Source organism: Heyndrickxia sp. NPDC080065, from assembly GCF_050281185.1.
Taxonomy (GTDB): domain Bacteria; phylum Bacillota; class Bacilli; order Bacillales; family Bacillaceae_C; genus Heyndrickxia.
Genome location: NZ_JBNNWS010000008.1, coordinates 99,696 through 121,619 on the forward strand (window position 1 = coordinate 99,696; position 21,924 = coordinate 121,619).

Here is a 21,924-nt window from a genome sequence, read left to right on the forward strand (position 1 = left end):
GCATTCTCATTAGCTTATTAATTCGATACTGCATCTTTACTTTGAGCTGCTAGATAAGAACAATAAACAAGAGGAGCGGAATATAGCGTATCGAGTTGCTGGGGTTCAGTTAGATTGATTATTTTTCTTCCTGGCTTAGAGTTCATGTCTAGAATCCAAAGCGATTGATCACTAGCAATAATAATATCAATTCCAAGTTCGAATAAAGGATGAAACTTTTCTTCGAGTATTTCTGGAAGAATTCTTAAAATGTCATCTAATTCTTGATTGATATAGTCGTGATTAAAATATGGTGTACTTTCCCTCCATTTTGAATATGAAATCACATTTGCTCCTGCACTAATATTTGTTAGTAAACCATGTTTCTTCCCACAACGAATGGCTCTGCCTTTTTCCTTCCATATCCCTTGCTTATCCTTTTGTAAAAATATTCGGAGATCAAATGGTTCTTTTTTTGAATTAAGGTTATTTAATCTTGGTTGGATTAAGAAAATTTGTCTAGTTAGTAAATTTTCCAGCCAATGAGAAACACTTTTTGTATCGTCAAATATCTTCTCAATGATTGTGCCTTGTTTTGTTGTTCGAATTTTAATTTTTTTATCCATTTTCTTTAATGAGTAAACGGCAAATCCATGTGCACCATTAATTGGTTTTAAGATAATTTCATTATGTTTGTGCAGCTCAGCTAAAATCTTTTCTGCATTGGCAGCCTTATTAGTAGAGGGTAAATATGGTGAAATTGCAGGCTCTTTTATTAACGTTTCATAAAGTCTCCATTTATTTGGTAATCCATATCCTAAAAAATGAATGTTCTTTTTGGATTTTAACCATGAAACAACTGATTGAGCTTCCGCGGATTTACGATCTTCGCCATAGAAACACCGATCATAAAGATATTCTGGAATTGCAAAACGCTCACTTTTCCAACTATTGTTCGAATTTTCATATCGATATCCTTCTATCATTTGTGTAGACGGCTCTACCGATAGTGGAGAAAATAAATATAAAATTATGTTATATTCTTTTGTACGTTTTGCCATTTCATCAAAATAGGAATGACTTTCCAATGGCATCATTGTTAAAATTCCTAGTCTAATCATCAATCATACTCCTTTCAATCCATAATGCTTTACAATAATGATATATTGCTTTTGCTGATGGCCGAATCATAGGTGAATCTTCTACTTTTTGTTTTGAGGGCTTGGAATTCACTTCAATTAACCAAGGCCTTCCATTGTAATCCACACCTATATCTATACCAAGTTCACCTATTAATCCGTCCGTTCCATCACTTATGGCACTTGCAATTTCAAGTGCCAGCTCCTTCATTAAAAGGAGGGTTTGTGCCGCTTTTTCTTTTTCAAATAGTATTGTTAAGATTTTTTCAGGGCGAATAATGGTACCACCTTGCGCGATGTTGGAGACAAAATGTTTATCACCAGACATTCTGGCAACGGCGGAGGTTATATTCCATTGGTCTATAGATTTTTTAATACAAAGAAAGCGGAAGTCTATCCTTTTGCCATCGATTTGTATGAGTGGAATGGTTTCCTGAACAATAAATTTCTTTGTTCCAATCCATTCTTTTATTTGCTCTAAAGCTTTTTTTAAAGTTGAAAATGAATAGTTCGTTTCTTTAGAAAAGGAAATTTGCTCGATATCAAAATGATTATCATTAATAAAAAAATGGATAATTTGTCTTCCTTGACTCCCTGTATCAGGTTTTAAATATAAATCTTTATATTTTAATATCCATTGATCAACATTTACTTCTTTAAATAGAGAGGTCTTTGGTAAGAAGACATTAAGATAGTTTTTTTTAAAAATGGTTTCATGCACTTGCCATTTTGTAAGATAACTTGCATTAAAAAGTAGAAAACCATCTTTTTCCCATTTTTTTTTCAATAGCTGAAATTTTGGATTATCCTCAATACGTCGTGAATGAATGCGATTATAAATGATATTTGCTTTAGGAGTTAAATTCTCTATCCAGTTTCCTTGATCATAATAGAAACCTGCATTGGGAAATCGTGATAAATTTGTAACATAAAACAAACCTCCATATTGCCTGCTGTATTCATGTAATTCTTCACAAAATGTCTGTATCGAGGAAAAGAGGGGGGATTCCCCTTTGTTCATTTTTATTTCAGTGATAACGGCAACAATTGGGCCAAGAATCAAACAATGATGCTGAGCAATTGCTTGAAGCTTTATTGGAAGAAATGGCAGTTTTGCAGCTAAAAAGCATGATTGATTAAAAAAAATGGTCTCTTTGTCGCTAGAATGCTGAGATCTATTTAAACGTACTAAAATTTCTTCTCCTCCCAGTTTTATTTCAATGGTTTCCTTAAATGGTATATTTAAATTTTTCAGTAATCCATCTGAGATTTCTACTGTAGGGAAATCATCAGATAATGTTAATGACGGCTGTATAAGTACCTCATAAACCATAGGCAGTCCCCGTTTATGCTTTTCTTTTATGTCTAGCTCCAGCAGCCAGCCCCACGAGGCTAATCAAGACGCTTTCGCTTTTCTTATTCTAGGCTCTTAAATATCGTATGATTTATAGGCATAATTGGTTCTTATATGCTTTAAATTGGAGTAAATTTGAAATGGAAGTATGATCATTTACGTAGAAGTAAATTTGTGTCATATTCGCATTGATTCCCATACTCTGATATAGTGAAATAGAAAGTCGATGGTTACAAGTGATTACACGAGCTAGATTTGTAAAAATATTGTTTTAGTGAATTTTGAGGAGGTTATTTTGTTGCAAACTAATCTTTATGATTATGCATATGAATTAGAGAAGGCCCTTAGAAATAGTGATGAATACAGAAACTTAAAAGCAAGCTATGATATGGTTTTAAACGACCCAACAGCAAAGAAAATGTTCGATGAATTTCGCAAAATACAAATGAACTTACAAGAAAAACAAATGACAGGACAAAATATATCAGAAGCGGAGGTCCAAAATGCTCAGAGTGTTGCTGCACTTGTTCAGCAAAACCCAAAAATCGTTAAATTAATGGAAGCTGAACAACAAGTAAGCATGTCCATTAATGAATTAAACAAAATCATTATGAAACCGCTTGATGAGCTTTACGGATCAATGAATAGGTAATCATATTAAAAAGAATCAGTGAAAAGGAATTGGCTTTAAGCTAATTCTTTTTTTTATTTTTAAAAGTTATCTTGATTAAGCTTTTGTTCTATCCTGGCAGTATAATTCATAAAACTATAGAAAGGAACAAACTTGTTAGATTCATCTTGGATTGACATCTGTGAAGGGGGAACATCTATGATATACAGAATGTTAGCTTTAAATATTGATGGAACCTTGTTGCAAGACAATGGTCGTTTAAATAAAGCAACGAAAGAAGCGATTGAATTTGCTGTTTCAAAAGGAATTAAGGTTACCCTTGTAACTTCAAGAAATTTTTCGTCTGCGAGAAGAGTAGCAAAGGAATTACGCTTAAATACGTGTTTAGTTACACATCAGGGATCATTTGTAGCAAGTGAAATGGATAAACCAATATTAGTCAGAAGAATCAATGAAGATGTAACGCACGATATTGTAAGGTTTCTAGAGGCATTTAATTGTCAAATAAGGTTGGTGCATGAACGGTATACGATTGCCAATAAGAAGAAGCTTCCAGAAAATTTAATAGGAAAGTTTGTCATCCAAACCTCCAATCGATTTTCTTATTCTGAAACATATGTCGATTCTCTTCTTGATAAACTAATTGAAACCCCAGTATCACCACCAAAAATCGAAGTTGATTTTGATAATAATATAGATCTAACAGATGCTAAGAAGGCTTTACATCAAATGTTTCATGAGATCAATTGTATCGAAAATGATAACCATATATTAGAGATTGTTCCTCAAGGATCTTCAAAATTAAAAGGTGTATTATATTTATGTGACCGCCTAAACATCCAACGTGAGGAAGTTGTGATGATAGGTTCAGGTAAGGATGATCTTGCACTGATAGAATGGGCTGGTCTTGGAGTTGCCATGGGAAATGCATCGACGAAACTTAAGCGATCAGCAGACTGGATTACTCGTTCAAACAACGAGAATGGTGTGTCCTATATGGTTAAAGAACATTTCCGCAAACAACAACCCATCGAATTTCTAAAGAAAATGAATTTAATTAAATAGAAATTCGGGTACCAGATATTTAGGTGGTCTGGTGCCTTTTTGTCTTATCCTAGAAAGTTCTAAATCATGCACCAGGGAATAACTGAAAATAAAATCAAAAGGCTTTGTTAAACAATATTGTTGTTTCTAATAAAATCTGTAGGGTATACGTTCAGCTAGTTTTACTACGTAAAGAAATCGCTTCACGCAAACCCTACAGAAAATTTTATCAACAGCAATCATTAACAAAGCCAATCAAAAAATATTTATTTTGCTATTGTGAATGAATAATCATTCATTTATTCTTAAAATAAACATTATGATTAAATGGAGGGATAAAGATGGAAGTATCAACCTATCAATCAATTGAAACAGAATTAAAAGGAAATATTGCTTATATTCGATTCAATCGTCCTAAATCATTAAACGCATTGAATACTGAAATGATCAAAGAATTAGTAGCTTGTTTAAACGAAATCAAGATGAATACGGGAATTCAAATTGTTGTGTTACAAGGAAACGAGACAGGATTTTCTTCTGGTGGGGACATAAAGGAAATGCTTCAATTAGCAGGACAGGAGCAATTCTTTGTCATTATGGATCAAATAAATGAATTAATTACTACATTATATACGATGCCAAAGTTAACAATTGCAGCTATTAATGGTGCTGCAGCAGGTTTAGGTTTAAGCATTGCCTTAGCAACGGACCATATTATTTCTGATATAAATAGTAAATTTGCCATGAATTTTATTGGGATTGGCTTAGTTCCAGATGGAGGGGGGCATTTTCTTCTTGAACTTCGAATTGGTGAAAACAAAGCTAAAAAACTAATTTGGGATGGAAAAGTACTCACTGCCAAAGAGGCATATGAACTAGAATTAATCGATGAAGTTGCCGATCAAGTACAAGTGGCTCTTGTAAACAAAATTAATTTATGGAAGTCAAAGCCTTTAGCAGCAATGATTGAAACGAAACAAATCTATGTTGAGTTAAAACGTCAAAGCTTATTAAAAGCATTCGAATTAGAAAAGAATGCCCAATGGAAAATGAGACAAACAATAGACCATAAAGAAGGAATTAAAGCCTTTGTAGAAAAACGAAAACCAAACTTTATAGGTAGGTAGTATAAATTATTTTAAGCTATGAAATGAAAAACGAAGCTTCCACTTATATGTAAGTGACAGAGCTTCGTTTTTTTAGTTATTTTGCGACGTATAAAAAACTAATCTTTCTTATCGATGAAATAGTATCAATTTACCATCTGGTGAAGTGCAGCGATGCGTTTTTTCGGAGGCATTATTTTCTTTCAATAATGCTTCACCTTTTGCTTTTGCTTCGTTGTCACTGTTTGCCTCAAATGCTTCATCTAAAATTTTCTCCCCATTTGGTTCAAAAGCAGTTAATTTGTAAATCCCCATAAAAGTATTCTCCCATCATATATAGAATATATTAATGAACGTGTTGAACCCCTCTTTTAGACGCGATTTTTTTATTCGCTGCATATCCGGATGCTAGTATAAAAATTGTTAAAATAGCTGAAATTAAATAAGTGATAGGACCGTGAGAAATATTTAATAGTTGTAAAAGCTTTTCTTCCTTCATTAGCATTTCTCCTGCCGTCCATGCTAATATTCCAGAACCAATGTAAGCAATCCACACATATTTATTCATTGCTTTAACAATTAATTTTGATCCAAAAATCATGATTGGGATACTAATAATAACACCCATTGCAATTAATCCAATATGATTATTTGCGGCACCAGCCAGCGCAACAACATTATCTAAACTCATCACAGCATCTGCTAAAATAATCGTACCAATCGCTTTCATGACACCGCTTTGCGATTTGACATGGATGTCCTCTTCTTCGCCTACAAGCACTTTAAAGGCAATCCATAGAAGAAGAAGACCACCGATAATCTCAACATAAGGAATTTTTAAAAGCTGTACAATGATTACCGCAAACAAAATCCGTAAAATGACAGCCCCGCCAGTTCCCCAAAAAATCGCTTTATTTTGTTGATCTTTCGGTAGATTTCTAGTTGCCATTGCTATGACAACGGCATTATCCCCTGATAAAACGATATCAATCATTATAATCTTAAGCAATACTAGAAAAGAACCAGTTGACAAGGCTAATCCAATCGGAAACAAACTTTCCATTTAAACCCCTTCTCCACATACTAATAGTAATCGATTCTCTAATATATTAACACAAATTTAAAAGGCATTGATAGAAAACACTTGATTAATAGAACACAAATAATTTATTTTGTAGGAACTTTTTTCCTACATCAATCGTATAAGTAGTAGTAATGTGAAAAATAATTCACATAAGAATGGAGGTACGAAAAATTGGCATTAACATTAGAACATGTCACAAAAAAGTTTGGATCGTTTGTTGCTGTTAATGATTTATCACTTACGATTCCAGAAAAAGAGATGTTTGGTTTTTTAGGTGCAAACGGTGCTGGGAAAACGACGACATTTCGAATGATTTTAGGATTGATGGATCCAAATGAAGGGAAAATTACGTGGAATGGGAAAAAAATAGATTATTCTATTAGCTCTCAAATTGGATATCTACCAGAAGAAAGGGGATTATATCCAAAACAAAAGGTGAAGGATCAATTAATTTATTTAGCTAGGTTAAGAGGAATGGATAAGCAGGAAGCCTATAATGAATTAAAAAGATGGCTTGAACGCTTCAATGTTCCAGAATACATAGATAAAAAAGTAGAAGAATTGTCGAAAGGAAATCAACAAAAAATCCAATTTATTGCATCAGTTTTACATAAACCAAAATTATTAATCTTAGATGAGCCATTTAGTGGTCTTGACCCAGTAAATGTAGAAACTCTTAAGTCAGCAGTTAATGAATTAAGAGAAAGTGGGTCAACTATTGTTTTTTCCAGCCACCGAATGGAGCATGTAGAAGAGCTTTGTGAAAATTTATGTATTATGCATCATGGTCAACCTGTCGTACATGGTCGATTGAGAGAAATAAAAAAATCATTCGGAAAGAAAAATATTACCATTCATGCTGATTTTGACCTAAGCTTTATCCAGGATCAGTCAGGAGTATTAAAATTCAAGAAAACAGCTCAAGGAGCTTACTTACAGATTAAAGACGAAGACACGGCTAGGCAGGTTCTTAATGAAATTAATGGAAAAGGATTTATTCGCAAGTTTGAACTGGAAGAGCCATCTTTAAATGACATTTTCATTGAAAAGGTAGGTGCTTCCTATGAATAAATTTGGGATTATGCTGGGGCATGCCTATGTCTCTAAGTTGAAATCTAAATCATTTATTATTACCACTGTTATTATGCTTATCGCTGTATTAATTTTGGGTAATATGAACCGTATCATCGATTTATTTTCAGGTGGAGAGAAAACAGAAAAAATTGCCGTTCTTGATCAGACAAATACAGTATTCAAACCATTTCAGGAACAATTAAAAGCGATTAACAAAGATATTAAGTTAGTCAAAGTAGATAAAAGCGAAAATGATTTACAAAAAGCAGTTTCTAATAAAAAGTACGAGGGGTATTTACTAATCTCATGGGATCAATCAAAATTACCTGAGGCTACTTATAAAGCTCCAACACTCACAAATTCTGAATTATCAGGTCAGCTATCACAAGCACTACAATCAGTAAAATCAAGCTTGGCTGCTGCTCAGCTTAATTTGTCTTCCGATAAATTAGCGCTTCTTAATAGTCCGATAGCGTTTAAAGAAGTGAGTCTTGAAAACAATGCAAAATCGGCTGAAGAACTAGCCAAGGCAAGGGGACTTGTATACATTCTATTATTCGCGATCTATTTTTCAGTTATTTTTTATGCAACCACGGTTGGCATGGAGGTAGCTACAGAGAAGGCATCACGTGTGATGGAAATCCTTATTTCCAGTGCATCTCCAACACAGCAAATGTTTGCAAAAATTATTGGGGGGGCATTGCTTGGGCTTACCCAAATGGCATTTTTGCTTGTAGTAGCATATTTTACGATAAAGCAGAATCTAGGGAATATGAAAGGCGGTTTCTTTGAATTCTTTGGATTTTCCGATATTAAAGTTTCAACAATTACTTATGCAATTGTGTTTTTCCTTTTAGGATATTTATTATACGCAACCTTTGCAGCATTTCTTGGCTCTCTTGTCAGCCGGACTGAAGATGCTCAACAAATGATGATGCCTATGACATTTCTCGTTATGATCGGTTTCTTTATAGCTATGTCAGGGTTAAATAATCCTTCCGCAGGATTTGTAACGGTGACATCTTATATTCCATTCTTTACACCAATGCTCATGTTTTTGAGAGTTGGAATGCTAGATCTACCGATGTGGGTAGGTATATCAGGAGTAGCAGTCCTGATTGTTTCAATTATTATTATGGCGGTTATCGGTGCCAGAATTTTTCGCGGTGGTGTCCTTTTATACGGAAAATCAAATTCTCTTAAAAACATCAAAAAGGCTTTTCAATTATCAAAAAATCAATAAATTAACTGAAAAAACATCTCCAAGGAATGAATAGGGGATGTTTTTTCAGTTTTTTTTATAAGTTTTTTATGAATCCCTTTTATAATCTATAAAAATGTTTATAATGAGTATAAGAACATATATTCGTTTAGACAGGTGATTTTATGAGCAGCATTCAATTTATCCATACAGCAGATCTGCATCTAGATAGTCCTTTCGTTGGTCTGCAATATTTACCAAAGAATATATTTAAAAGAATTCAAGAAAGTACGTTTGCTTCATTAATAAAGATAGTCGATGCAGCAATTTCAATGAATGTGGACTTTGTCTTAATTTGTGGTGATCTTTATGATGGAGAGGATCGAAGTATAAAAGCCCAAGCACGTCTTCGGAAGCAGATGGAAAGATTAAATAGTACAGGAATTCATGTTTTTATGCTATATGGTAATCATGATCATTTAAATGGAAAGTGGACAACCATAGAAATGCCGCCAAATGTTCATGTATTTTCTTCTAAGGTGGAAATGAAGAAATTTATGACAAAAAACGATATGAACGTACATATATATGGTTTTAGTTATCCGGAGCGACATGTAACCGAGAAGAAAATTAACGATTACCAAAAGATAAATGAAGCAGATTTTCATATTGGTATGCTCCATGGCCACTGTGAGGGAGGAATCTCTGTCCATCAACCATATGCTCCATTTACAATAACAGATTTGCTTGAAAAAGGGTTGGATTACTGGGCGTTAGGTCATATACATAAGCAGCAAATATTACATAAGGAACAAAATCCATTTATTGTGTATCCAGGTAATATTCAAGGACGTAATAAGAAGGAAGAAGGGACGAAGGGGTGCTTCGCAGTAACCTTATCCGATCAAGAAACAACACTTCAACATATTGAAACGGCAGATATTATTTGGGAGCATGTCATACTTAATGCTAAATCTATTAAAACCTTCTCTGACCTCTATGTTTTATGTAAAAAGGAAATCGAAAATCAACGACGAAATTCACAGGGAGTTCTTCTTCGGATGCAGATAGAAAATGTTGATGAACTAGAGAAAGGTGTCCTAGGAAAAATAGAAAATGGGGAATTGCTGGAGGCACTTCAAGATGGTGAAGACTATGAAGAAACATTTGTATGGATCTATCAGATCGAATGTGAAACTTCGGAATATCCAGACGGTATTGAAGAAGCCTTTAAAAAGGAGCTGGCTGAATCGATTACAGAATTAAGTAGTTCAGCGGCATTCGAACAAGCAATTGACGAATTATACGGACATATTTTTAGCGGTCGTTATTTAGACAAGATATCTGTTCAAGAACAAAATGATTTATTACGAAAGGCTGAGAATATAGTCTCTCGACTTATTCAATCCAATTTATAAAGGGGGTGTTCTCATTGAAAATAAAAGAAGTTTATATATATGGTTATGGAAAACTTTCAAGTCTCCAGCTGCCTTTTTCAACTTCTTTGCAAGTCATATATGGTGAAAATGAAGCTGGTAAATCTACCCTTATGTCATTTATTCATGGTATTTTATTTGGTTTTCCCACTAAACAGCAATCAGAGCTCAGATATGAGCCGAAAATGGGTTCAAAATATGGTGGGAATATGATTCTGGAGATAGAAGATCATGGAGATGTGTGGATTGAAAGAGTAGCTGGAAAAGCAGTTGGAAATGTAACTGTTAAGCTGCCTGATGGAACGATTGGTGGAGAAGAATTACTAAAAAATCTATTAAAAAATATGAATAAAACAATGTATAAAAACATCTTTTCTTTTAATGTCCACGGTTTACAAGGAGTAAGTCGCTTAAAAGGGGATGACATAGGCCGTTATCTTTTAGCTGCGGGAACGATTGGTACAGAAACAATAGTCAAATCCGAGGAGCAGCTCCAAAAAGAAATGGATCAGTTATTTAAACCAAATGGCAGAAAACCAGAAATAAATGAAATGCTGCAGAAATTAAAAGAGCATGAAAAAGATTTTAAGAAAAGCATGCAGCATAATCAAATGTATGAGAGTTTGCAGTTGGAATATCAAAAACTATTACAAGAAATAAATGAAATACAAAACAAAATTTCAGATTCATATACAGAAGTTCGCAAGCTAGAACAGCTTAAACAGGACTGGTCTTTAATTCAGGAAAGGAATCAAATTTTACAACGCATAGAGGAAATAGGTATACCACAATTTCCGATTGATGGAATAAATAGAATGGAAAAGATAGAAGATCAGCTTCGGATTGCCGCCAATCAATTACAGATTCTTGATATAAGAAAAAATCAGTATGAAAAAGAACGCAGCCAAGTAGAACCAAACAAAATAATGAAAATGTATGAAACTAACATTCAATTACTTATTGAAAAATGGCCGAAAATATTCCAATGGCAGGAAGAAATCGTTAGAGGGAATGAGGAGCTGACAAAATGGAATGATCAAATATCCATTTTAAAAAGACAAATTCATTTCGGAGATAGCGATATAATAGAGCTTTCTTCATTAGATCTTAGTATAGATATGAAAGAGCGGATTCGATCAAGCATAAAAAACTATTTTTATTTAACATCACAGGCAGCAGAATTAAATAAGCAAATTGAAATAGAAAAAAGAAAACAAATTGAACTTGAAAAACAATGTGAAACCATTGAGTCCCACCTTTTAAATGAGGATGAATTTAGACGGCTATCTGAAAATCAGCAAAATTATACCCGCTTACATAATCAATATCACCAGCTGCAAGAGCAGATGAAATTAATAAAGCCAGAAAAAAGTTCCGAGCGAAAAGAAAACATCCTTACCTACCTTGTTCTATATGCTTTATTTATTGGATTCCTTGCTTGGAGTTTTATAACTAAGCATTATTTTTTCTTAGGTAGTGCCTTCGTTGGCATGGTTGTCTTGAGCTATTCGATTTGGACAAATAAGAAAAAAGGAAAAAATAACAAAGAAAACCAAGAAGACCACATACTAAAAAATGCTGAAAAGATTTTAGAAGAAATAAAACAATATAAAGATATGGGGCCAATATATGAAGAACAGCAAATGCTTCGCCAAAAATGGAAAGAGCTCGTGCTGCAAATAGAAAATCAACATGTTCGAAGTGAGGAAAAAATAAAGGAGCATAAAGTATGGGAAGTAGAGTGGGAAAGTGTTGAACGTAAATTAGTTGATATAAAGCAACAGCTTAGACTTCACGAAGGTTTTTCCGTTGAACAGCTGCCTGATGCTTTTGATATTCTTTGTGAACTCTCAAAGCTAGTGCATAATAGAAATAGTACGGAAAAACAAATAAATTCACTTTTACAAAATGTATCCCAATGGGAAAAAGAATTAACTAAACAATCGAATATACTCCAATTAGGGAGTCTGACAAATGAAGAAGGAATTATTCGCTTGAAAAATATGCTAAAAAAAGAACAGGAAAATAGGCTCCTATATCGTGAAATAGATAGTAAATTAGAAGAACTAGAAAACGATCATTTAAAATGGCATAAAGAGTATACATCACTTGAGACTTCATTAAAATCCCTTTTGAATGAAGCAGGAGTTGAAAATCAAGAAGCATTTCGAAAAAAGGGAAAAGTCCACGATGAATACAATTCATTATCTAGAAATCTTACCATTATTGAAAAAAAGGTAAAATATGAAAATATAAAGGCAATGGAGTCCTTTCCATCTTTAAAAGAACTGGAACAGGAATTATTAACTTGCCAACAGAAATTACAATCAACCGAAAATTTACTCGAAACGTATCAAAAAAGAAAATTAGAGGTACAGCATGAAATTAGTATTTTAGAGGATGGAGGAAGTTATACCGAAAAATTACATGAGTATTACCGTTTAAAATCAGTATTTAATGATAAAGCAAAGGAATGGGCAGAATTAGCCATAGCCAATCAAATGATTAAAAGAACGATGAATCGGATGAAAAATGAACGCTTTCCAAAAGTTTTAGAAAAAGCTCAAGAATTTATGCGTATCTTAACTAATGGTGAATATGTTCGTTTGATCTTTCAATCAGCTGGCCAATTTATTGTTGAAAGAAACGATAATATTACATTCGAACCTGATGAACTCAGTCAAGCGACAGCTGAGCAAGTATATGTATCATTAAGATTGGCATTAGTTCAAATTTTACAAGATGAATTTCCATTTCCGATGATTATTGATGATGGATTTGTTAACTTTGATAAGCATCGAACAAAAAGAATGATTCATATTCTTTCAGAAATAAGTAAAACGACACAAATTATTTTTTTCACTTGTCATCAACATATTTTGGAACTATTTCCTAAGGATCAAATTCTCGCATTAAATGAAGAGAATAAGTATTCTTTGGCAAAATAAAACTTTCGAATTATATGATATACTCAGTTTAAGAGAAAATAGAAATTGCCACAATCCAAAATTTAAACTGCTTGTCTTCTTATTAAGGCAGTTAAGAGAAATTGGGGGGATTATAATGACAAAAGGTCTTTTACAATTTGACGTTGGGGAACAAATTGAGCTTTTTCTTTTAATAAAAAATAGTACAAAAGGCATTGCAAGTAATGGAAAGCCGTTTTTATCCATAATTTTGCAAGATAAAACAGGAGATATTGAAGCAAAGCTTTGGGACGTATCTGATACGGATGCACAAACCTATAAAGCAGAAACGATTGTAAAGGTAAATGGAGATATACAGAACTACCGTGGACGGCTGCAGTTAAGAATTAGACAAATCCGCCCTGCAACTGATCAGGATGGTGTTCAAATTTCCAACTTTCTAGAGACAGCTCCTGTAAGTCAAGATGAAATGATGAGTAAGATTACTCAATATATATTTGAAATGAAAAACCCTCATATACAGAGAATTACTAGATATTTATTGAAAAAGTTTAATAGTGATTTTCTTGTATATCCTGCTGCAACAAAGAATCATCATGAATTTGTATCTGGTCTAGCCTATCATGTAGTTTCTATGCTTGATTTAGCAAAAGCGATAACAAGCCTTTATCCATCCTTAGATCGTGATTTATTGTATGCGGGGATCCTTCTTCACGATTTAGGAAAAGTAACTGAATTATCCGGTCCTATTTCGACAACGTATACAGTTGAGGGTAATTTATTAGGACATATCACCATAATGGTAAATGAAATTGCTAAAGCAGCAGAAGAGCTGGGAATTGAAGGAGAAGAAGTGATGATATTACAGCACCTTGTCTTGAGTCATCATGGAAAACCTGAATGGGGAAGTGCAAAACCTCCAATGATTAAAGAAGCAGAAATTCTTCACTACATCGATAATTTAGATGCCAAAATGAATATGATGGATAGAGCACTGCGCAATGTAAAACCTGGTGAATTTAGTGAGCGAGTCTTTGCTCTTGATAATCGTTCGTTTTACAAACCTAGTTTTCATAAATAGGAAATTAGAAATCGCATGCGCCTTGACCTCGTGGGGCCGGCTGTTTGCGCTAGACAAAAAAAATTCGCGTGAAATTGGTGGTTCACGCGATTTTTTATTTTGCTAATGAACTCCAAAAATTAATAGTAGCCGCCTCCACCGACAAATGCAGCTCCTACAATAATTAAAAGAATAAACAATACCACGATTAGTGCAAAACCTGAACCGTAACCTCCATCCATTACATTTCACCTCCATAAGCTGATAAATATATATATGAACTATTCGAAAACCTGGATTGGACTTTTCATAAATTTTTTTTTGGAACCGCCAGCTTTGTCTCCCTAAATATAGATATTTTCACTATATCTTCAGCACGCAAGTAGTCATATTTTATGATAAAAGCTCTGTTTAAGTATTTAGTTCTAATACACATAGGTTCAGTTTGCGCAGGGTTGTAGAGGTGAGGGACGTATATGAAAATAAATGAAAATGTAAATGATGAGATTCAACGATTGATTCAGCAGATAATAGAAAAACAATCAAATGATGGAACATGGAAATATTGTTTCGAAAGTGGTCCAATGACTGATTCATACTTATTAATGCTTCTGCGAATTATTGAGTATAAAGACGAAGAGTTGATAAAAAAACTATATAATCGATTAATTAATACCCAACAATCAAATGGAGCTTGGAAACTTTTTGATGATGATGGAGGAAATCTTTCGGCAACAGTCGAAGCTTATACGGCATTATTATATTCTGGTTTTGTTTGTCCTACAGATCTTTGCATGAAAAAAGCAGAAAGTTTTATCCTTGATCAAGGAGGATTAGAAAATACTCATCCTTCTACAAAATTCATGCTAGCTTTACACAATCACTATCCGTGGCCTAGGATATTTCCTCTCCCGCTTTTCCTGCTGAATATACCTTCTTTTTTTCCAATTAATTTCTTTAAGTTCAGCTCTTATGTTAGGGCCCATTTAGCTCCTATTTTGATACTGGGATATAAGAAATTTACTATAAAAAATAAATGGACTCCTGATATATCTCATCTGTATTTGAATTCAAAAAAAAGGCAAAGAGGAAAAAAGGGTTTATTTTCCGCATTCCGTTCAATTATTCCTAACTTTCTTTCAAAAAACGCACTTAATAAGGCTGAAACTTATATGTTGAAGAGCATAGAGGAAGATGGAACTTTATATAGTTATGCAAGCGCTACTTTTTATTTGGTGTATGCATTGTTAGCCTTGGGCTATCGAATAAATTCTCCGCTTATTTTACATGCAATTGAGGGCTTGAAATCAATGATATATGACGATGGTAAGGATTGTCATCTTCAGAATTCACCATCTACAATTTGGGATACTGCCTTGGTTAGTTATGCTTTACAAGAGTCCGGAACTTCGATTGAAGATCCTGTTATTCAATCTTCAGCAAAATATTTACAATCACTTCAGCAAGTTAAGAAAAGAGAAGGGAATTCCCATGTTCCTGGAGGTTGGGGATTCTCAGAAAGTAACACGAGTAACCCTGATATCGATGACACACAAGCAGCACTACGAGCTATTTCACGGCTTTCATTACAAAATACTGAATATCGAAAAGCATGGAAACTTGGAGTCAATTGGTTATTAGCTATGCAAAATGAAGATGGAGGCTGGGGTGCATTTGAAAAAAATCAATATAAAACATTTATTGGGTTATTTCCAATTGAAAATTTTAAAGACACAGCTATAGACCCTTCAACAGCAGATTTAACAGGTCGAACTTTGGAGTTTTTGGGTAATCATGTTAATATAACCAATTTACACCCCAAAATTCAATCAGGTGTCAATTGGTTATTGCAGCATCAAGAGAGTAATGGATCTTGGTATGGACGGTGGGGTGTTTCTTATATCTATGGAACATGGGCAGCTGTTACTGGTTTGATGGCGGTTGGAGTTGGGGCAGAGCATCCTTCTATACAAAAATCTGTCCAATGGTTGATGGAAATTCAACAACCAGATGGTGGATGGGGTGAATCGTGTAAAAGTGATAAAGAAAAAAATTACATTCCACTTTCGTTCTCTACGATTGTACAGACTTCATGGGCTTTGGATGCGTTAATTTCAACTACAAGCTATCCTACCCATGAAATTGAAAAAGGAATAGACTTCCTTACAAAAAGTGCTTCCAAGCCAATAAAATCTTTCACATATCCAACAGGAGCGGGATTGCCTGGGCATTTTTATATTTATTACCATAGCTACAATCTAATTTGGCCTTTGCTAACATTAAGTAACTATCGTAAGAAATTTATAGGACAATGAACCAATTTGATTAAAGGGGGTATATTGCCGTTTCTCCTATATTTATAACACATAAGATATATCAGCATTTAAGAAGTGGGGGACAATCTACTTTCGATGCTTCCAGTGTTATGTAAATTAAAGTAGATAGGAGGGAAGATAATGGGAGGAATTGATCCAAGATTAATGCGGACATTTCGCGGTAAAATGATGAATCCTTGGCATGCCCGACGTTGTTATATGATTTGCCGATCATATCGCGGTTGTGATTTACGACGGCCAGAACATGCTTACGGTATGGTAGACCGTTTATCAGGGTGCCTAGGGGTACCAGTTACTCCAGCACAAAGAGATCATGCCGCAGGTTATTTAATGCGATGTGGGGTGGATCCTCAAAACCCACATCATCAAAGAAGAATGTGGCGAATGGTTCGTGGTGGCTGGTAATAACCATAAAAGAATTTATTAATTTGGACGATATCTATATTAGAATGAAATAACTCTTTCATCTTCTAAATGAGGGAAAGAGTTATTTGTTTTTGAATCATTGGATATAGATGAATCATCTGGGAAATACATTTGAATAATATCCCTCTCTTACTCATAGAATGTATTAAATCGTAATTTTAGACGAATATTGCATGAGGGGAAGGAAATTGAAAATGAACTTTGAGCCAACAAAAATTAACATTGTTAATGCTGACATCAATAGCGCAGAGCATATAGGTTCGATTTCTTTTGGATCCACCGTTAAGGTTGGCAGAAATGTTTTTGCCAAAAAAAATCAGCCCTTTGGTCAGCAGTTAGGTGATACAACAGTTCTGGTTGCTCCTGTTGGAGTCACTTATGATGATGAAATATTAGATCATTCCATCATTAAAACAAATATTTAATTATATCTACTATTATTATATCACCAATGTTCATCTGATTTTTCCACTTTTCATTTCATATTAATTTTAATACTCCATTTTTCATCACCTGTAACTGTATTTTCTAATCTATCTTTAAAATCGTGAAATATTATTATCTGTTTCTCGGGGATGGGAGAGATGCATATGAACTTTGCCCCTGTTGTAATAAATCTTCAAACCTTGAAAGTAAATTCGATTGATCATTCAGCTATTTTAAATATGGGACCAAGTCAACATATTGATTTCTATCTTGCATATAAAAGAAATCAAGGGATTGGGGAACAAAATGGTGATCAATCTCCGATATTATCCCCGATTTCACTCGTTTTGGATCATGATATTAATGATACTCCTTCAGTTAAAAACAGTATTATCTAATAATAGGTTTTGTGCCTATAGGGATACGGGAGGTTTTCGGAGATATTTTTCTAAACGTATTCTCGACATAATTTATAAAGTTAAATTAGGGAGTGATTATATGGTGTTATTTACACCAATGGTTATTAATCTTTTAGGATTTAAAGTTAATGCAGTTGATAATTCGTCAGCAGTAAATGTAGGATCTTTTCAAGTTATTGATCATTTTAATTCATATAAAAGAAATCAGGGAATTGGTGAACAAAATGGTGACTTAGCACCGATTTATATTCCATTCGGAACAGTAATAGACCCTGATATAACTGATGACACGACTGCTAAAAACAGTTTAATTTAAAGGAGAAAAATATGCTGGGGGTGCTTGTAACGTTCTCAATTCGAAATACAAGTTCCCTACAGTTTTTTTTGTACCAATTTTATTTAATAAAGCTAGTGGAATAAATTGAACGCTTATTAAAATAATAATGAGTATTAGGAATGAGGTGTAAGCAAAATGGATATAAAGCCGAAGTTTTCTAGTACATTGAAAAAACAGATGGAAAATGATTTACACTTAATTAAAGAAGATATCGAAAATATTCTGGTCACAATTAAGAATAAAGATTGTTGTATTCTAGGTGAGTTCGAACAAATTAATCGAAAATTTGCTGAGCTCCAAATGAGTGCTGCCTCCTTTTATCTAAATTCCTATTTATCACCTTTTATGGATAGATACGAAGTGTTGACAACTGCAATAGAACATTTGTCTAGAAGAAAACATGGTGCATTGATTGTTATTGGTCGCAATGATCCTGTAGATTCTCACATGCATTCTGGGATTTCAGTGGGAGCAAGCCTATCATACTCTTTACTTGAGTCAATTTTCTATCCTGGCAGTCCCCTTCATGATGGAGCGGTTTTTATTCATAATAATAAGATTATATCTGCTGGAAATGTGCTGCCACTTTCGCAGTTCTATGTTGGTGAAAAAAAACTTGGAACTAGGCATAGAGCAGCGATAGGTCTTTCCGAACAAACCGATGCAATCGTTTTGGTAGTATCTGAAGAAACGGGAAAAGCCTCTTTTACTATGGAAGGCAAGATATATCCTTTTCATCCTGGGGCGATTACATAATCAAAAGATCATATTTATTAATATTGAAACATTAAAATACAGTTGTCTTAATATATTTGTGTAATTTTCATCGTTAAGTAGATGATTCTGTCATGTTTTATGAAAAATAGCATACATTTTTAAAAAAGGGACAACCATTGGAAGGGGAGAAGCACATGTCATTGCCTATATGGATATATTTATGTTTAGCTGGAATTGCTGTTAGTGCTTTTATGGCGGTCAAAACATCAAGAGAAGATCGAAAACTAGAACAGGAATGGATAGAAAAAGAAGGGGAAGAATATATTGAACGAATGGAAGAGGAAAAAGAAAGAAGGAAACAAGTGAATGAAGTAGGATAAAGTACAATCATTTAATAGCTATTAAAAAGAGGAGGCCATATGGCCAACCCTCTTTTTTATGCTTATTTTTTAGAAGTAGAACCAGATGTATCAGCATTTAAAACATTATCAAATGCTTTCTTTAAGTCTTTATCTTTGATATCCAATTTCGCATCTTTAATTTCTTTTTTCATCACTTCAGCAACTTTTGGTTGATTAACTTTTTCAGCTGTTATTTTCTCTTTAATTTCTTTTTTCATTTTGTCATCTAAAGGTGCTTTATCTTTTTCGCCAGTCAATTTAATTATATGGTATCCGTATTGGGTTTGAACAGGCTCACTGATCTCATTAACCTTTAATTTATAGGCTGCTGCTTCAAATTCAGGAAGCATTTTACCAGTATTAAACCAACCAAGTTCGCCGCCTTTTTTTGCAGAACCAGTATCAGTTGAATATTTCTTCGCTAAATCGGCAAAATTTTCACCTTTTTTAAGTTTAGCTTCGATCTCTTTTGCTGTTTTTTCATCAGCAACAAGAATATGGCTAGCTTGAATATCAGGCTTAATATTATTGTCGTAATAATCTTTTATATCTTTATCTGTTATTTTTAAATCCTTAGATGCCGCTTTTTGTTGTAATAGCCCTACTTTAATCGTGTTACGGAAGTCTTTTTCATTTGCATATCCGTATTGTTGAAGTGCTGTTTCGAACTGGTCTCCCAGTTGCTTCTTAGCGTCGTTTACTTGTTTATCGACTTCTTTATCAGAAACTTTATATTTATCGGATAGTACTTTTTCAAATACGATTTGTTGTAGAACTTGATCTCCGACTTTATCTTTCATTGCTTCGTATAATTCATCTTTTGTAACATTACCTGCTTTTGTTTTTACAACTACGTCACTTCCATTACTGCTACATGCAGCTAGTCCTAAAACTCCTGCCGCTAATGAAAGGGATAAAACCCATTTTTTCATCAATAAACAACTCCCTGTTTAAATAATCGTCCAATAAAACTTACAACAAATACTATACCATACATGTTATCAGAAAAGAAACATAATACCGGAAGACTAATGGTATTTTTAAGGAATTCTAATCAAATTTTAACTTAATCGATAATGAAGATTGTTTTTAACATCAAATATGAAAGTGAATAGAATAACATTATCTAGATGGGGAGGTGACTAATAATGGGTGGTGGAGCATATGGAGGCGGTTTTGCGTTACTCGTTGTATTGTTTATTTTGTTAATAATTATTGGAGCAACTTGGGTCTATTAGTAAGAAATAAATCAGGTTCAAATTTGAACCTGATTTATTTATGTATATAAAATTTCTACATAGGAAGAAACGAGTAAAATCGTAACGAGAATATTGATTGTCATAAAAACCTTTGGTTGTCTTTCTTCCGGAATTTCTTTTTGTATACAAAGAGAATTGGTCATATTGTTTATTAGGTATAAAATAACAATGGCAAATAAAATAAAAACGGAGATCAATAAAATCCCTCCCTTTAATCTCCTAATACATATATGCTTAAGATACCAAATTTTGAAATAAAAAGATAGGTATTTTGATAACCTAACTGAATAAGAGAAGAGAATAAATATATAATACAATAGATTACGGTTGGAAATTGCCGAAATCTGACGAGAAAATGATAGCTTTTTCATTAGGATGATAGTAAATTCAAAGGTGAAGTTGTATTATACTAGTATAAATGGGATATAAAACACTTATTTAACTTTAAAAAAAGATCTATAAAAGAAGATTTTATAAGATACTAACAAATGGGGTAAATATATGGAATCAATTGAGCAAAGACTTGATCGAATAGAATTTCATCAAAAATTGTTAATGAAAATGCTATCTGATGGTCATTACGAATTTTATCGAATAATTGTTGAAAAGCAGCTTCAAGAAAAAGAAGTAGAAGCCTTCTATAAACTTTGTGAAAAGTTGAGTGAAGAATGCGAAGAACAAAAAGCAGACAACTTTGTCTTTTTTTCACCACTTTTTAAAAAATTTAAAGAAGAGCTTCATTCGAAGCTCGATCCTATAGAAGTTATTCAAGCTTGCATCAAACAAAATTTATATCCGGAACTTATGAAGATTTTACTTAAAAACATTCCAAAAAGCTAAAAATTACTTAAGCTTTCATTCTCAGTCTGAAGTTTTTTTACATTCCCATTTACTTCACAAAACTCGGTTTCAATATTATTAAAAGATGTTTCAAATATTTCCATGAAATCATCCCCATATATATTTCTGATAATCGCCATTAATTCAATGAATTCTGGAAATTTACCGTATAAATCTCTTAGTGGCATTGCTCCATTTAATACAGTACTATTTGACGGATTGAAAGACTCCATAGAGTTTAATAATATCGTTTCACCTTTATCGGTTAATTGAATATAAGTGTTACGCTTGTCATTTTCCTTTTTTGAGAATTCCAAAAGGCCTCGTTCCTCTAGCTTTTTTGAAAAATTAAAAGCTGTGGAAACATGCATAACTCCAAATTTAGCAACATCTGAAATGGAAGCACCTTTAAGATGATAGGCAATCCATAAGATATGATGTTCATTAATATTTAAATCATAAGGCTTTATCCATTGCTGCCAATCCTTTTCAATCATTTTCCAAATCGCTTTACTTATTTGTGCAATTCTCTGACTAAAAAGCATCGCTTCCTTTACTGAGTATGGTCTCTCTGTCATAACTCCACCCACTTTTTCTATATATCTTATTTTCATTATGCCAATAAAATAAAAATTAATAAAGATATAAATATACAAAATTTTTAGAATAAATCTTCCCTTGTGTAATAAAATAAATTTATTCTTGTTTTATTACATTATGATTGATAT

25 protein-coding genes are annotated in these 21,924 nt (G+C 33.3%); 17 read left to right on the top strand and 8 right to left on the bottom strand.

Annotated features, from left to right (window positions below; all coding sequences use genetic code 11):
• Window positions 1-17 precede the first annotated feature (17 nt).
• Window positions 18-1,100 (bottom strand): YheC/YheD family protein, encoded by a 1,083-nt coding sequence (locus ACQKP0_RS11140; RefSeq protein WP_427405917.1) that lies wholly within the window; start codon window positions 1,098-1,100, stop codon window positions 18-20.
• Window positions 1,093-2,451: a YheC/YheD family protein gene (locus ACQKP0_RS11145; protein ID WP_427405918.1), complete on the bottom strand. Its 1,359-nt coding sequence runs from the start codon at window positions 2,449-2,451 to the stop codon at window positions 1,093-1,095. Before ACQKP0_RS11145 ends, ACQKP0_RS11140 begins: the two co-directional genes overlap by 8 nt.
• Before the next feature lie 319 nt (window positions 2,452-2,770).
• Between ACQKP0_RS11145 and ACQKP0_RS11150 the strand changes: the two genes are divergently transcribed.
• The 3 genes from ACQKP0_RS11150 (at window position 2,771) to ACQKP0_RS11160 (ending at window position 5,274) form a co-directional block, all read left to right on the top strand.
• Window positions 2,771-3,124 carry a YlbF family regulator gene (locus ACQKP0_RS11150; protein ID WP_427405919.1) on the top strand — a complete coding sequence of 118 codons (354 nt, stop codon included), beginning with the start codon at window positions 2,771-2,773 and terminating at the stop codon, window positions 3,122-3,124.
• Between the two features lie 177 nt (window positions 3,125-3,301).
• A complete protein-coding gene (locus tag ACQKP0_RS11155; RefSeq protein ID WP_427405920.1) occupies window positions 3,302-4,168 on the top strand; it encodes a Cof-type HAD-IIB family hydrolase in 867 nt (288 codons plus the stop codon).
• 320 nt (window positions 4,169-4,488) lie between these two features.
• Entirely contained in the window at window positions 4,489-5,274 is a 786-nt protein-coding gene (locus ACQKP0_RS11160; protein WP_427405921.1) for an enoyl-CoA hydratase, read from the top strand.
• A 108-nt stretch (window positions 5,275-5,382) separates the two neighbouring features.
• Here the strand turns inward: ACQKP0_RS11160 and ACQKP0_RS11165 are convergent, their stop codons facing one another.
• On the bottom strand, window positions 5,383-5,568 hold the full coding sequence (locus ACQKP0_RS11165) for a YhzD family protein (RefSeq protein ID WP_427405922.1): 186 nt from the start codon (window positions 5,566-5,568) through the stop codon (window positions 5,383-5,385).
• A gap of 31 nt (window positions 5,569-5,599) precedes the next feature.
• Window positions 5,600-6,316, bottom strand: a complete 717-nt coding sequence (locus tag ACQKP0_RS11170; RefSeq protein ID WP_427405923.1) for a TerC family protein — start codon at window positions 6,314-6,316, stop codon at window positions 5,600-5,602.
• A 192-nt stretch (window positions 6,317-6,508) separates the two neighbouring features.
• On the opposite strand from ACQKP0_RS11170, the gene ACQKP0_RS11175 reads away from it, so the two are divergent.
• The 5 genes from ACQKP0_RS11175 to yhaM all read left to right on the top strand — a co-directional run bounded on the left by ACQKP0_RS11175 (window position 6,509) and on the right by yhaM (window position 14,056).
• On the top strand, window positions 6,509-7,408 hold the full coding sequence (locus ACQKP0_RS11175) for an ABC transporter ATP-binding protein (protein ID WP_427405924.1): 900 nt from the start codon (window positions 6,509-6,511) through the stop codon (window positions 7,406-7,408).
• Window positions 7,401-8,654: an ABC transporter permease gene (locus ACQKP0_RS11180; RefSeq protein WP_427405925.1), complete on the top strand. Its 1,254-nt coding sequence runs from the start codon at window positions 7,401-7,403 to the stop codon at window positions 8,652-8,654. The genes ACQKP0_RS11175 and ACQKP0_RS11180 overlap by 8 nt, the downstream gene beginning before the upstream one ends.
• A gap of 143 nt (window positions 8,655-8,797) precedes the next feature.
• The gene (locus ACQKP0_RS11185; protein ID WP_427405926.1) at window positions 8,798-10,030 is read left to right on the top strand and encodes a metallophosphoesterase family protein; all 1,233 of its coding nucleotides are present in this window, start codon (window positions 8,798-8,800) and stop codon (window positions 10,028-10,030) included.
• 14 nt (window positions 10,031-10,044) lie between these two features.
• Window positions 10,045-12,996, top strand: a complete 2,952-nt coding sequence (locus ACQKP0_RS11190; protein ID WP_427405927.1) for an AAA family ATPase — start codon at window positions 10,045-10,047, stop codon at window positions 12,994-12,996.
• Window positions 12,997-13,111: 115 nt separating this feature from the next.
• Window positions 13,112-14,056 carry a 3'-5' exoribonuclease YhaM gene (gene yhaM / locus ACQKP0_RS11195; RefSeq protein WP_427405928.1) on the top strand — a complete coding sequence of 315 codons (945 nt, stop codon included), beginning with the start codon at window positions 13,112-13,114 and terminating at the stop codon, window positions 14,054-14,056.
• Between the two features lie 119 nt (window positions 14,057-14,175).
• Here the strand turns inward: yhaM and ACQKP0_RS11200 are convergent, their stop codons facing one another.
• A complete protein-coding gene (locus ACQKP0_RS11200) occupies window positions 14,176-14,277 on the bottom strand; it encodes a YjcZ family sporulation protein (RefSeq protein WP_427405929.1) in 102 nt (33 codons plus the stop codon).
• 234 nt (window positions 14,278-14,511) lie between these two features.
• On the opposite strand from ACQKP0_RS11200, the gene ACQKP0_RS11205 reads away from it, so the two are divergent.
• The 7 genes from ACQKP0_RS11205 to ACQKP0_RS11235 all read left to right on the top strand — a co-directional run bounded on the left by ACQKP0_RS11205 (window position 14,512) and on the right by ACQKP0_RS11235 (window position 19,076).
• A complete protein-coding gene (locus tag ACQKP0_RS11205) occupies window positions 14,512-16,350 on the top strand; it encodes a terpene cyclase/mutase family protein (protein WP_427405930.1) in 1,839 nt (612 codons plus the stop codon).
• A gap of 141 nt (window positions 16,351-16,491) precedes the next feature.
• Window positions 16,492-16,776 (top strand): hypothetical protein, encoded by a 285-nt coding sequence (locus tag ACQKP0_RS11210; RefSeq protein WP_427405931.1) that lies wholly within the window; start codon window positions 16,492-16,494, stop codon window positions 16,774-16,776.
• 215 nt (window positions 16,777-16,991) lie between these two features.
• Window positions 16,992-17,222, top strand: a complete 231-nt coding sequence (locus tag ACQKP0_RS11215) for a hypothetical protein (protein WP_427405932.1) — start codon at window positions 16,992-16,994, stop codon at window positions 17,220-17,222.
• A gap of 165 nt (window positions 17,223-17,387) precedes the next feature.
• Window positions 17,388-17,621: a hypothetical protein gene (locus ACQKP0_RS11220; RefSeq protein ID WP_427405933.1), complete on the top strand. Its 234-nt coding sequence runs from the start codon at window positions 17,388-17,390 to the stop codon at window positions 17,619-17,621.
• A 103-nt stretch (window positions 17,622-17,724) separates the two neighbouring features.
• Entirely contained in the window at window positions 17,725-17,958 is a 234-nt protein-coding gene (locus ACQKP0_RS11225; RefSeq protein WP_427406089.1) for a hypothetical protein, read from the top strand.
• Between the two features lie 156 nt (window positions 17,959-18,114).
• Window positions 18,115-18,735: a sporulation-specific diadenylate cyclase CdaS gene (gene cdaS / locus ACQKP0_RS11230; RefSeq protein WP_427405934.1), complete on the top strand. Its 621-nt coding sequence runs from the start codon at window positions 18,115-18,117 to the stop codon at window positions 18,733-18,735.
• A 155-nt stretch (window positions 18,736-18,890) separates the two neighbouring features.
• Window positions 18,891-19,076 (top strand): sporulation YhaL family protein, encoded by a 186-nt coding sequence (locus tag ACQKP0_RS11235; RefSeq protein ID WP_427405935.1) that lies wholly within the window; start codon window positions 18,891-18,893, stop codon window positions 19,074-19,076.
• Between the two features lie 62 nt (window positions 19,077-19,138).
• On the opposite strand, the gene ACQKP0_RS11240 is transcribed toward ACQKP0_RS11235, so the two are convergent.
• Window positions 19,139-20,029: a peptidylprolyl isomerase gene (locus tag ACQKP0_RS11240; protein ID WP_427405936.1), complete on the bottom strand. Its 891-nt coding sequence runs from the start codon at window positions 20,027-20,029 to the stop codon at window positions 19,139-19,141.
• A gap of 216 nt (window positions 20,030-20,245) precedes the next feature.
• Here ACQKP0_RS11240 and ACQKP0_RS11245 point away from each other — a divergent pair, with 216 nt between their 5' ends.
• Window positions 20,246-20,335, top strand: a complete 90-nt coding sequence (locus ACQKP0_RS11245) for a YjcZ family sporulation protein (RefSeq protein ID WP_427405937.1) — start codon at window positions 20,246-20,248, stop codon at window positions 20,333-20,335.
• 38 nt (window positions 20,336-20,373) lie between these two features.
• Here the strand turns inward: ACQKP0_RS11245 and ACQKP0_RS11250 are convergent, their stop codons facing one another.
• Window positions 20,374-20,553 (bottom strand): hypothetical protein, encoded by a 180-nt coding sequence (locus ACQKP0_RS11250; protein WP_427405938.1) that lies wholly within the window; start codon window positions 20,551-20,553, stop codon window positions 20,374-20,376.
• Window positions 20,554-20,857: 304 nt separating this feature from the next.
• Here ACQKP0_RS11250 and ACQKP0_RS11255 point away from each other — a divergent pair, with 304 nt between their 5' ends.
• Entirely contained in the window at window positions 20,858-21,196 is a 339-nt protein-coding gene (locus tag ACQKP0_RS11255) for a DUF1878 family protein (protein WP_427405939.1), read from the top strand.
• Here the strand turns inward: ACQKP0_RS11255 and ACQKP0_RS11260 are convergent.
• A complete protein-coding gene (locus ACQKP0_RS11260; RefSeq protein ID WP_427406090.1) occupies window positions 21,193-21,774 on the bottom strand; it encodes an HTH-type transcriptional regulator Hpr in 582 nt (193 codons plus the stop codon). The two genes, ACQKP0_RS11255 and ACQKP0_RS11260, sit on opposite strands and share 4 nt — an antisense overlap.
• Between the last annotated feature and the right edge of the window lie 150 nt (window positions 21,775-21,924).

What these genes read in the sequence shown, in the direction of transcription:
- ACQKP0_RS11145 (WP_427405918.1), bottom strand. Translation starts at nt 2,451, where the DNA reads ATGGTTTATGAGGTACTTATACAGCCGTCATTAACATTATCTGATGAT.
- ACQKP0_RS11235 (WP_427405935.1), top strand. Translation starts at nt 18,891, where the DNA reads ATGTCATTGCCTATATGGATATATTTATGTTTAGCTGGAATTGCTGTT.
- ACQKP0_RS11260 (WP_427406090.1), bottom strand. Translation starts at nt 21,774, where the DNA reads ATGACAGAGAGACCATACTCAGTAAAGGAAGCGATGCTTTTTAGTCAG.
- yhaM (WP_427405928.1), top strand. Translation starts at nt 13,112, where the DNA reads ATGACAAAAGGTCTTTTACAATTTGACGTTGGGGAACAAATTGAGCTT.
- ACQKP0_RS11165 (WP_427405922.1), bottom strand. Translation starts at nt 5,568, where the DNA reads ATGGGGATTTACAAATTAACTGCTTTTGAACCAAATGGGGAGAAAATT.
- cdaS (WP_427405934.1), top strand. Translation starts at nt 18,115, where the DNA reads ATGGATATAAAGCCGAAGTTTTCTAGTACATTGAAAAAACAGATGGAA.
- ACQKP0_RS11155 (WP_427405920.1), top strand. Translation starts at nt 3,302, where the DNA reads ATGATATACAGAATGTTAGCTTTAAATATTGATGGAACCTTGTTGCAA.
- ACQKP0_RS11240 (WP_427405936.1), bottom strand. Translation starts at nt 20,029, where the DNA reads ATGAAAAAATGGGTTTTATCCCTTTCATTAGCGGCAGGAGTTTTAGGA.
- ACQKP0_RS11170 (WP_427405923.1), bottom strand. Translation starts at nt 6,316, where the DNA reads ATGGAAAGTTTGTTTCCGATTGGATTAGCCTTGTCAACTGGTTCTTTT.
- ACQKP0_RS11255 (WP_427405939.1), top strand. Translation starts at nt 20,858, where the DNA reads ATGGAATCAATTGAGCAAAGACTTGATCGAATAGAATTTCATCAAAAA.
- ACQKP0_RS11160 (WP_427405921.1), top strand. Translation starts at nt 4,489, where the DNA reads ATGGAAGTATCAACCTATCAATCAATTGAAACAGAATTAAAAGGAAAT.
- ACQKP0_RS11245 (WP_427405937.1), top strand. Translation starts at nt 20,246, where the DNA reads ATGGGTGGTGGAGCATATGGAGGCGGTTTTGCGTTACTCGTTGTATTG.
- ACQKP0_RS11215 (WP_427405932.1), top strand. Translation starts at nt 16,992, where the DNA reads ATGAACTTTGAGCCAACAAAAATTAACATTGTTAATGCTGACATCAAT.
- ACQKP0_RS11210 (WP_427405931.1), top strand. Translation starts at nt 16,492, where the DNA reads ATGGGAGGAATTGATCCAAGATTAATGCGGACATTTCGCGGTAAAATG.
- ACQKP0_RS11205 (WP_427405930.1), top strand. Translation starts at nt 14,512, where the DNA reads ATGAAAATAAATGAAAATGTAAATGATGAGATTCAACGATTGATTCAG.
- ACQKP0_RS11200 (WP_427405929.1), bottom strand. Translation starts at nt 14,277, where the DNA reads ATGGATGGAGGTTACGGTTCAGGTTTTGCACTAATCGTGGTATTGTTT.
- ACQKP0_RS11185 (WP_427405926.1), top strand. Translation starts at nt 8,798, where the DNA reads ATGAGCAGCATTCAATTTATCCATACAGCAGATCTGCATCTAGATAGT.
- ACQKP0_RS11220 (WP_427405933.1), top strand. Translation starts at nt 17,388, where the DNA reads ATGAACTTTGCCCCTGTTGTAATAAATCTTCAAACCTTGAAAGTAAAT.
- ACQKP0_RS11180 (WP_427405925.1), top strand. Translation starts at nt 7,401, where the DNA reads ATGAATAAATTTGGGATTATGCTGGGGCATGCCTATGTCTCTAAGTTG.
- ACQKP0_RS11140 (WP_427405917.1), bottom strand. Translation starts at nt 1,100, where the DNA reads ATGATTAGACTAGGAATTTTAACAATGATGCCATTGGAAAGTCATTCC.